Annotated in this window: 8 protein-coding genes and 1 pseudogene; 2 read left to right on the plus strand and 7 right to left on the minus strand. The window is 70.6% G+C overall.

Features of this window, described 5'->3' with window-relative positions; genetic code table 11:
* Nucleotides 1-88: 88 nt before the first annotated feature.
* Nucleotides 89-1,237, plus strand: coding sequence for a mannose-6-phosphate isomerase, class I (manA, locus tag ACFFXY_RS15160; RefSeq protein ID WP_382351966.1), 1,149 nt, complete (start codon nt 89-91; stop codon nt 1,235-1,237).
* Nucleotides 1,238-1,309: 72 nt separating this feature from the next.
* Here manA and ACFFXY_RS15165 read toward each other — a convergent pair whose 3' ends face one another.
* On the minus strand, nt 1,310-2,344 hold the full coding sequence (locus ACFFXY_RS15165) for a GNAT family N-acetyltransferase (RefSeq protein WP_382351969.1): 1,035 nt from the start codon (nt 2,342-2,344) through the stop codon (nt 1,310-1,312).
* A gap of 365 nt (nt 2,345-2,709) precedes the next feature.
* Here ACFFXY_RS15165 and ahcY point away from each other — a divergent pair, with 365 nt between their 5' ends.
* Nucleotides 2,710-4,155: an adenosylhomocysteinase gene (ahcY, locus tag ACFFXY_RS15170; protein WP_382351972.1), complete on the plus strand. Its 1,446-nt coding sequence runs from the start codon at nt 2,710-2,712 to the stop codon at nt 4,153-4,155.
* A gap of 77 nt (nt 4,156-4,232) precedes the next feature.
* On the opposite strand, the gene ACFFXY_RS15175 is transcribed toward ahcY, so the two are convergent.
* The 6 genes and pseudogenes from ACFFXY_RS15175 to ACFFXY_RS15200 form a co-directional block, all read right to left on the minus strand.
* A complete protein-coding gene (locus ACFFXY_RS15175) occupies nt 4,233-5,129 on the minus strand; it encodes a serine hydrolase (protein WP_382351974.1) in 897 nt (298 codons plus the stop codon).
* Between the two features lie 11 nt (nt 5,130-5,140).
* Entirely contained in the window at nt 5,141-6,031 is an 891-nt protein-coding gene (locus tag ACFFXY_RS15180; protein ID WP_382351977.1) for a serine hydrolase, read from the minus strand.
* Between the two features lie 155 nt (nt 6,032-6,186).
* Nucleotides 6,187-7,365, minus strand: coding sequence for an adenylyltransferase/sulfurtransferase MoeZ (moeZ, locus tag ACFFXY_RS15185; RefSeq protein ID WP_382351979.1), 1,179 nt, complete (start codon nt 7,363-7,365; stop codon nt 6,187-6,189).
* Nucleotides 7,366-7,484: 119 nt separating this feature from the next.
* Complete coding sequence (locus ACFFXY_RS15190) at nt 7,485-8,327, minus strand: DUF3152 domain-containing protein (protein ID WP_382351982.1); 843 nt, start codon at nt 8,325-8,327, stop codon at nt 7,485-7,487.
* A 69-nt stretch (nt 8,328-8,396) separates the two neighbouring features.
* On the minus strand, nt 8,397-9,386 hold the full coding sequence (locus ACFFXY_RS15195; protein ID WP_382351985.1) for an alpha/beta fold hydrolase: 990 nt from the start codon (nt 9,384-9,386) through the stop codon (nt 8,397-8,399).
* Nucleotides 9,387-9,391: 5 nt separating this feature from the next.
* Nucleotides 9,392-10,327 (minus strand): annotated as a pseudogene (locus ACFFXY_RS15200) (hypothetical protein); the annotation flags it as partial.

Genomic DNA, 10,327 nt, shown 5'->3' on the forward strand with positions numbered 1-10,327 from the left:
GTCATCCGAGAGAGGGCGCGGGCTACGGTACGCAAGGGCCCAACGGATAGAGTTGTGGTCTCGGGACCAATATGAGTGAGGAGCGGCGGTGCAGGGGCTCTACGGCGTCATCCGCAACTACGCGTGGGGATCGCAGATCGACATCGCCAGGCTCCAGGACCGCGAGGTCCCGGCCGACCTGCCCGAGGCCGAGGAGTGGTTCGGCGCCCACCACAGCGCGCCCTCGACCCTCCACGACGGGCGGCCCCTCGACGCGGCGATCGCCTCCGACCCGGCCGGGATGCTCGGCGAGCGCGCCCACGAGAGCTTCGGCCCGAAGCTCCCGTTCCTGCTCAAGCTCCTCGCCGCCGCGAAGCCGCTGTCGCTCCAGGCGCACCCGAACGCCCGCCAGGCCCACTCGGGCCACCAGCGGGAGATGCGCATCGGCATCGACATGGCCTACCGCAACTACGTGGACGACAACCACAAGCCCGAGATGCTCGTGGCGCTCACCGAGTTCCGCGCCATGTGCGGCTTCCGCGACCCCCTTGAGGCCGCCGCCGACATCGAGGCGCTCGGCGTCCCCGAGCTCGAAGGGCTCGCGGCCACCCTCCGCGACAAGAAGGCCGGCCTGCGCAAGGCCGTCCCGGACCTCCTCGGCCTCGCCCGCGACGAGTGCCGCTCGATCATCGACGCCGCCGCGAAGGCCGCCTCGGAGCTCGCGACCGACGACGGCGCCGACCTGGTGTCCCTCGCCCGGTCCTACCCCGACGACCCGGGCGTCCTGGTCAGCCTGCTGCTCAACCACATCACGCTCCAGCCGGGCGAAGCGGTGTACATGCCCGCGGGGAACCTGCACGCGTACCTGCACGGCTTCGGCGTCGAGATCATGGCCGCCAGCGACAACGTGCTGCGCGGGGGCCTCACCAACAAGCGCGTGGACGTCCCCGAGCTGCTGCGCGTCCTCGACTTCCAGGCCATGGCCGACCCGCGCACCGCCCCCGAGGACGACGGCCCGGTCCGCACCTGGCCGGTCCCCATCGACGACTTCCTGCTCCGCCGCGTCGAGCTCACCGGCGAGCCGCTGACCGTCGACGTCGACGGCCCCCGCATCTGCATCTCCACCGGCGGCAAGGTCACCGTCGCCGACGACCAGGGCGCCACCGCGCTGGCCCCCGGCCGCGCCGCGTTCTCCGCGGGCACCGCCGGACCGGTCGTCGCGAGCGGCGAGGGCGAGCTGTTCATCGCCAGCGCCTAGGCCACGGACGACAGAACGGCCCGACCGCTGAGCGGTCGGGCCGTTTCCCATTGCAACGCGGGAATCTGCGTGCTACTTGAGCTTCTTCTGCACGTCGAGGTCGCGGCACAGGGCCCGGTAGCCCATGGCCTCGTTGATCGCGATCATGTGGTCGTTGACCTCGGCGTTCCACGTGTGGATGTAGCGGATCTGCGGCCGGTACTTTCGCATGAGGCGCTGGTTGGCGATCTTGAGGATCGTGCCGAGTCGGTGGCCGCGGTGCTTCTGCTCGACGATGGTGTCCTGCTGCCAGGCGTGCAGCTCCTCGCCGGGGGTGAGGCCGAGGCCGGACATGCCCGCGAGCTCGCCGGACTCGACGTGGCGCACGGCGGTGACGAACTGGGTCTGGCCGCGCTCCTTCATGACCCACTCGGTGTTGCGGATGCGCGCGGCGTCGTAGCTGGCGGGGCGGATGTCGAGCTCCTCGCCCATGGGCGGGTCGGTGTACATGCGCTCGTTCAGGGCCGCGTAGCCGTCGATGACGTCGTCGGGGCAGTCGTCGATCCACTGCACCAGCTCGTATCCGGCGGCCTTGCTCCAGGCGTCGACGTAGAGCTTCGCGAGCTCGTCCTCGCCGACGAGGGTGAGGTCGTTGCGGCGGTGGATCTCCTGGTCCACGACCTTGTAGCCGCGGGCCTTCGCGAACTCCTGGCCGGAGCGGTCGAACTGCGGGCCGTCGGGGAGGGGGTCGACGGCGAACGCCAGGATCGTGTCGCGGCCGAGTTCGGCGGCGCGGCGCTCGGTGAACTCGTTGAGAGCCGTGCCGAGGCCGGCGCGGCGGCGGTCGGGGCGGACTTCGAGTTCGAGTTCGAGGAGGTGCTGGTTGTCCTGGGTCGGCATGGAGTACTGGAGGGCGCCGACGACCTCGCCGTCCTGGACGGCGACGTAGCGCTCGACGTCGAGCGAGTCGGGCCACAGGAGGAGGCGCAGGCGCTGGAAGGAGGGGCTCGGCAGCGATTCCCCCGGCAGGTCGTGCTCGGTCACGGCGCGCTGCGTGCGGATCCAGCCGTTGACCTGGTCGCGGTTCAGCGGGTCGATCGGGACGATGTCGATGTCAGGGTTGCTCACGCCCCGACCCTCTCGCAGATCGGGTGCGTCGCGCAATCGAATTAGATGACAACGCTTGCCAATCGGGGCAAAAATGTGCCCGGCAGCCACCCCAGACTGCCGGGCACTCCCCCCGGTTTGGTTTCCCCGTGGCGCCTGCGGAAATGGTCTGGAACCCTGTGGATTCCCGCATCTCCGTGACGCTGCGTATCTGCAATATTACCCACCGCCTCAGCAGTGTCAAGCAGAAACAGCGGTTGCGGCAAATTTTTTTCCGTGTCGCCTGCCACGGGCGCCCCAGGGGCCCCGCGCCGGGCGTGTCGCCGTGCGCCGCGCCACGGTCCCGTTCGGCTGGGCCGCTTGGGACGGCGCGTAGCATCTGGGGCATGACGAACACGCTGCGTGCCGACGAGTACAAGGTCGCCGACCTCAAACTGGCCGACTTCGGCCGCCACGAGATCCGCCTGGCCGAACACGAGATGCCGGGCCTGATGGCCCTGCGCGAGCGCTACGGCGCCGACCGTCCGCTGGAGGGCGCGCGGATCACCGGGTCGCTGCACATGACGATCCAGACCGCGGTGCTCATCGAGACGCTCACGGCCCTCGGCGCGCGCGTGCGCTGGGCCTCGTGCAACATCTTCTCGACGCAGGACCACGCGGCCGCGGCCATCGCCGTCGGGCAGGGCACGCCGGAGGCCCCGCAGGGCGTCCCGGTGTTCGCCTGGAAGGGCGAGACGCTCGAAGAGTACTGGTGGTGCACCGAGCGCGCCCTCGACTGGGGCGCCGAGGAGCCGAACCTGATCCTCGACGACGGCGGGGACGCGACGATGCTCGTCGTCAACGGCGCGAAGTTCGAGGCCGCCGGGGCCGTCCCCGAGGCGCAGGCCGCCGACAGCGAGGAGGAGGCCGTGGTGCTCGCGCTGCTGGCCCGCTCGCTCAAGGAGGACCCGACCCGCTTCTCCCGCAAGGCGGCCGAAGTCAAGGGCGTCACCGAGGAGACCACCACGGGCGTGCACCGCCTGTACGAGCTGGAGCGCGAGGGGCGCCTGCCGTTCCCGGCGATCAACGTGAACGACTCGGTCACCAAGTCGAAGTTCGACAACAAGTACGGCGTGCGGCACTCGCTGGTCGACGGGATCAACCGGGCCACCGACGTGCTCATCGGCGGCAAGGTCGCCGTGGTGTGCGGGTACGGCGACGTCGGCAAGGGCTCGGCGGAGTCGCTGCGCGGCCAGGGCGCGCGCGTCATCGTCACCGAGGTCGACCCGATCTGCGCGCTCCAGGCCGCGATGGACGGCTACCAGGTGCTCACCCTTGAGGACGCCGTCGACTACGCGGACCTCTTCGTGACGACCACCGGCAACCGCGACATCATCACGATCGAGCACATGCGCCGGATGAAGCACCAGGCGATCGTCGGCAACATCGGCCACTTCGACAACGAGATCGACATGGCCGGCCTCGCCGCCGAGCCGGGCGTCAAGAAGCTCGAAGTGAAGCCGCAGGTCCACGAGTGGCAGTTCGCCGACGGCCACTCGATCATCGTGCTCTCCGAGGGGCGCCTGCTCAACCTGGGCAACGCGACCGGGCACCCGAGCTTCGTGATGAGCAACAGCTTCACGAACCAGGTGCTCGCGCAGATGGAGCTGCACACGAAGCTGGAGGAGTACCCGGTCGGCGTGTACACGCTGCCGAAGCACCTCGACGAGGAAGTGGCGCGCCTGCACCTCGACGCGCTCGGCGTCAAGCTGACGACCCTGACCAAGGGCCAGGCCGACTACATCGGCGTCCCGGTCGAGGGCCCGTACAAGCCCGACCACTACCGCTACTAGCCCTATATCCTATATCCTATTTCCTATAGGATATAGGAAACGGCCCGGTCCACTGCGGACCGGGCCGTTCCGCGTCCCTAGATGACGGCCTTCATGATGACCGAGCGGGCGATCTTCGCGAGCTGCTCGACGATCGTGACGCCGGTCGAGTAGTTCGGGGCCTTGCTGGTGAGGATCGACATCCGCACGTCGTGCTTGTTGGGGATCGAGATGTAGCCGACGGAGTGGACGACCCACAGGCCCCCGAGGGACGAGCGGGAGTCCCAGCCGTTCTTGAGCCACACGGTCTCCCCGGCGCTCGCGGCGGCCTTGACGCCCCAGTCCTGGGAGTCGATCACCTTGCCCATGAGCGAGCGCGCGTAGTCGACCTTCTCCTGGTTGAAGTAGCCCTTGACGGTGAGCATGTTCAGCACGCGGAGCTGGTCGGGCGCGGTCGTCGTGGTCAGGCCCCAGCGGCAGTCCGCGGAGGCCTTGGTGCTCTTGAGGCCGTAGCGCACGTGCGCGGCCGACAGGGCCGCGCAGCCGCCGAGGAAGTTGTAGAGCTTCGTGGCGTTGTCGTTGTGGGACTGGGTGATCATCGTCCGCGCCCACTCCTTCTTCTCGGCGGGGATCGCCGAGACGGTGGAGTACTTCTCCAGGAGCATCGCGAGGATCTCCATCTTCACGAGCGAGGCCGTGTCGTGGACGCGGCTCTTGTTGGTGGTGATGACGCGGTTCTCGCGGCCGACGACCACCGACGCCTGCGTCTGCGTGCCCGTGGTCGCGAGGTACGCCTTGGCGCGGTCGGTGAGCTCGACGGCGAGCTCGGTGTCGGAGGGGCCCGCGGCCCAGGCCGCGGTGCCGATCCAGGCGGTGCCGCCCGCGAGGGCGACGGCGGCGGGGACCGCGACGCGGATGAGGGTCCGCCGCGAGGGGCGCGGCCGGGGGGAGCGGGACCGGGGGGCCGGATCGCGCTGGGGGGCTTCGAGAGTCATGCGGTTCCTGGCTATTCGTATTGGATGACGTCGCGGGAGATCCTGGCGATCTCCTCGACGATCGGGATCCCCTCGACGTCGTCGACCGCGCCGCTGGTGAGGACCGCCAGCTTGACGGGGTCGCCGTCGCCGTCGAGGACGCCGATGGAGTTGACCACCCACAGGCCGCCGAGCTGGGACTCGACGTCCCAGCCGTTCTTGAGCCAGACGGTCTCGCCGTCCTTCGCGGCGGCGGAGACCCCCCAGGCCTGCTCCTCGATCACCGAGCCCATGAGCTCGCGGCCGAGGTCGACCTGCTCGGCGTCGAGGACGCCCTCGAAGAGGTTGAGTCCCACGAGGATGAGCTGATCGGAGGCGGAGGACCATCCGACGCCCCAGCGGCCCTGGGGATCGGGGGTGGTGTCCTGGAGACCGTACCTCGCGTGCGCGGCGACGAGCGCGTCGACGCCGCCCAAGTAGTTGTAGAGCGTGGACGTGGAGTCGTTGTGGGACTCGCGGATCATGCGGTTGAGCAGTTCGAGGTGGTCCTCGGGGATCGCCTCGACCGAGCCCCAGTACTCCTGGACCATCGAGAGGATCTCGACCTTGACGATCGAGGCGGTGATGTGCGTCTGGTCGGGGTTGTAGTCCAGGCGCATGTCCCCGCGCTCGACCGCGACCGACGCCTCGACCTGCGTGCCGGTGGAGGCCAGGTAGTCGTCGATCCGGGCCGCCAGGTCCGCTTCGAGTGCTTCGCGGCTCGGCCCGAATATCGCCTGGAGGCCGTTCTCCGACGCGTTGGCGGCCACCGTCGCCACGGCTCCGGCCCCGACGAGGGCGGCCGCGGCGGGCACGCCGAACCGCAGCAGGCCGCGGCGGGAGGGACGGAGCAGACGGGAGGAAGGTTCGCTTCTGCGGATCATGGCCCCAAGGCTAGGGAACCGGTCGAACCGGCGTCAACCGGCCTTCATGGGAATCCTCCGAGCAAGCACCGCCCGAATCCCGAACGCGGGCATACGACCTCGAAACATGACGAAGGGCGCTCGGCCGGTGACCGGGCGCCCTTCGAAAAAATCCGCTAGTACGTCGGCAGGCTCGGGTCGACCTGGTTGATCCAGCCGAGCACGCCGCCCTGGACGTGGACCGCGTTCTTCAGCCCGGCGGCCTTCGCCGCGGCGAGCGCCTCGGCCGAGCGCACGCCGGCCTTGCAGTAGAACACCGCCTGCCGCTCCGTCGGGAGATCCGCGAGAGCCGCACCGGACACGATGTCGCCCTTGGGGATCAGCCGCGAACCGGGGATGCGCACGATCTCGTACTCGGCGGGCTCGCGCACGTCGATGAGGTCGATGTCGCGCCCCTCCTTGATCCACTCGGCCAGCTCGCGGGCCGTGATCGTGGAGCCGACGACGGCCTCGGCGGCCTCGTCGGTGACCGAGCCGCAGAAGTCCTCGTAGTCGATGAGCTCCTTGACCGTGGCGTTCGGGCCGCACACCGCGCAGTTGGGGTCCTTGCGGACCTTGATCTTGCGGTAGGTCATCTCCAGCGCGTCGTAGACCATGAGCGAGCCCACGAGCGGGTCGCCGATCCCGGTGAGCAGCTTGATGGCCTCGGTGACCTGGATCGAGCCGATCGAGGCGCACAGGACGCCCAGGACGCCGCCCTCGGCGCAGCTGGGGACCATGCCCGGCGGCGGGGGCTCGGGGTAGAGGCAGCGGTAGCACGGGCCCTGGTCGGCCCAGAAGACGCTGGCCTGGCCGTCGAAGCGGTAGATCGAGCCCCACACGTAGGGCTTGCCCGACAGGACCGCGGCGTCGTTGACCATGTAGCGCGTCGCGAAGTTGTCGGTGCCGTCGACGATGAGGTCGTACGGCTCGAAGATCTCGAAGACGTTGTCGTTGTCGAGCACCGTGTTGTGGACGACGACGTTCACGTAGGGGTTGATCTCGCGGATCGACTCGGCCGCGGACTCGGCCTTGGTGCGGCCGATGTCGGACTGGCCGTGGATGATCTGGCGCTGGAGGTTCGACTCGTCGACGGTGTCGAACTCGACGATGCCGATCGTGCCGACCCCGGCCGCGGCCAGGTACATCAGCGCGGGGGACCCGAGGCCGCCCGCGCCCACGCAGAGCACCTTGGCGTTCTTGAGTCGTTTCTGACCGTCCATGGCGACGTCGGGGATGATGAGGTGGCGCGAATAGCGGCGCACCTCGTCGACCGACAGCTCGGAGGCTGGTTCGACCAGCGGCGGCAAACTCATACCACCAATAATGCCCGTCCGCGCTGCGGATATTCCACCGCCCGGGGCGGTGTGCCGCGATTCACCTCGTGAGATTCCTTGTCCCGCATGGCGGGACAGGTCTTGCGGCGGGCCCGCCCCTACTGGTCGATGAAGTCGTCCGGCGGCAGGTCGGGGCCGTTGTAGTCCCCCGCCGGGCCCGACACGTACGTCTCGCCGTCCGGGAACGGCCACGCGTTCCCCGTGCACCCGGCCAGCTGGTACGTCTGCTGCGCCATCACCGGCGACAGCTCCCCGTCCCCCGGGCACACCTCGTGCCCGTGCCCGAGCCGGTGTCCGACCTCGTGGTTCACCGCGTACTCGCGGTAGGTGTCGAGGGTGCCGTCCCAGTGCTCGACCCCGGTGATCCACCGCGCCGAGTTGATGACGACCGCGTCGCCGTTGCGGCACGAGACCGTCGTGTTCTGCGAGCCGCACAGGTACGAGCGCTGCTCGGGGCTCGCCAGGTAGATCGTGAAGTCCGCGTCCCCGCCACCGACCTGCTGGAACCGCCACGCCCCGCCCGCGGTCCACGAGCGCTCGTCGACCAGCGTCGCGTGCACGAAGTCGCTGAACTCCTCGACGTCCAGCCCGATGCCGTTCTCCGCGGCCACGTTGTACGTCATGAGCGTGCCCGCGTCGCCGAACACCGCGGTGTCCGCCGGCTCGGCGTAGGTCCAGGTCCCCGTGCCCGAGAAGTACAGCGGCACGTTCGCGGCCTCCGGGGAGGGGGACGGCGGGGGCGGCACGGCCTCGTCGGCCTCGGCCGCCGCGCTCGTGGGGACCGCCTGCTCGTCCTCGTCGAGGGCCTGCGGCTTCTCCGAGTCGGCGGCGCCGACCGCGAAGTACAGTCCCGCGCCCGCCATGACGACGAGGACCGCGAGCAGCACGAAGCGCCGTCGTCTGCGGAGCCTGCGGTTGCGATCCAGCCGTCCCTCAGTCACACCGGCGAGTCTAGGACAGTTGACGCCCCCCGGGGCCGAGCCCCGATCATTGTGTGAACCTGTTCCGGTTCACAATGCGGACAAAGCGTTCTCGGGGTCGGCGGGGGTGCTGTTGCGGACCTCGTCGAGCATCGCGGTCATCGCGCGCGCGACGGCCTGGGGGCGCTCCATCATCGCGACGTGGCCGGTGCGGTCGAGGATGAGCAGGCGCGAGTCGGGGATCGCCAGCGCCGTGGGCGGGGCCTGGCGGACGTCGATGACGCGGTCCTGCTTGCCCCACACGACGAGGGTGGGGCGCTGGATCTCGCGGGCGAGGCGCCACAGGGAGTGCGTGCCGGGGACGAGGGCCTGCATGAACGAGGCCATGAGGCCCCGGTAGGTCTGGAAGTACGCCTGGTTGTTCCAGGGGACGGCGAGGCGGTGGCGGGCCTCGGCGATGGCCTCGCGGCGGCGCTGGGGGTCGATCGAGGACGGGTCGGCCCAGGTGCCGCTGATGATGTCGTCCACGACCTGCTGCGGGGTGCGCCCGCGCATGGCCCGGTCGGCGAGCCACGCGATGTTGGGGACCGCGAGCATCGGCAGGTACCGGGACTGGTGGGAGCGGCGCGGGTTGCCGAAGGGCATCGCGGGCGAGATGAGGGTGAGCGTGCGGACCAGGTTGGGGCGGGTCGAGGCGAGGTAGACCGCGACCGCGCCGCCGAGGGAGTGGCCGACGAGGTGGACGGGGCCGCGCCCGGACTCGGAGATCCACGCGGCGACGTCCTGCGCCAGGAGCGGGATCGTGGTCCGCGGGGCGGGCGCGGAGTGGCCGAAGCCGGGCAGGTCCACGGCGTCGGTGCGGAGCCGGTCGGAGAGCGCGTCGGCGAGGTCGGTCCAGTTCTGCGCCGAGCCGCCGAGGCCGTGGACGAACACGGCGGGCTCGGCGCCCGGCGCGGTCGCCGGGGTGTGGCGGATGAAGAGCCTGCGGCGGCTCACCTGGTGCTCGATCCCGGGCCACGGCGGGTGCGGTCGCCGAGGAGTGCGGACCTCCTCGGCGCCTGCAAGCCGCGCCCGTTTCATGGAAGCTAGTGTGCCACTTCGGCAGCGAGCGCGCCCAAAGTAGCCGAAACCACCGCCCGGGCGCGTTCGGCGGTCACGACCGAGGCCCCGGAGAGGCGCCGCACGGACCGGCCGTCGAGCCACAGGATGACCACGACGGCGGTCTTCACGGGGCCGGTGGGGACGATCGAGGCGTGCTCGACCTCGACGCGCACGTCGCCCGCGCCGAGGCGGGGGCGCAAGGCCTCCACAGTGGCCGCGGCGGCGGCGTGCTGGATGTGCCAGTCGATCGGCGGGACCGCCACTTTGCCCGTGGACTCGGTGTCGCCGAGGGCGAGCGTGACGCTCACTTCGGCTTCGAGGCCGGCGGACTCGATCTCGACGCGGCGCAGCTCGACCGGGCCGACGGAGGCGACCTCGATGTCGGTGGAGGCGGGCTCGACGTGGCCGCGGATCTCGGCCTCGTCGCCGGACTGCGGGCCGGGCTCGACCGCGCGCTGCTCGTTGACGACCGCGGAGACCACGGCGTGGACCTCGTCGGGGTCGACGCCCTCTTCGAGTTCGAGGCGGAGGCTGGAGGCGCCGTCGGGGGCCGTCACGTGGAACGCGTCGCGGACGCCGGGGACCTGGCGGACGGCGTCGACGAGGCGGGCGGACTCGGTGTCCTGCGCTTGGGCGCTGGCGGATCCGGGCATGGGTCCTGTGCTCTCCACGGTGGCGGGCGGTGTCGGCTCGGCGATGGGCGGGCGGGGCGGCGTGCGCAGCAGCGGGGCCTGCTCGGTGACGGGCGGGCTGGGGACCGCGGCGGGCGAGACCTCGGTGAGCGGGGGCGGCACGATCGGGAACTGGTCGGTGCGCTGCTCCACGACCGGGACGGACGGGGCCGGGGGCGGGGGGGTCGCGGCCGCCGGCGAGGCGCTCGGCGGCCGCGGGCCCTCGGCGGCGGGGGCCGGGGCGGTCGT

It is taken from the genome of Glycomyces mayteni (assembly GCF_042428885.1).
GTDB classification, from domain to species: Bacteria; Actinomycetota; Actinomycetes; order Mycobacteriales; family Micromonosporaceae; genus Glycomyces; species Glycomyces mayteni.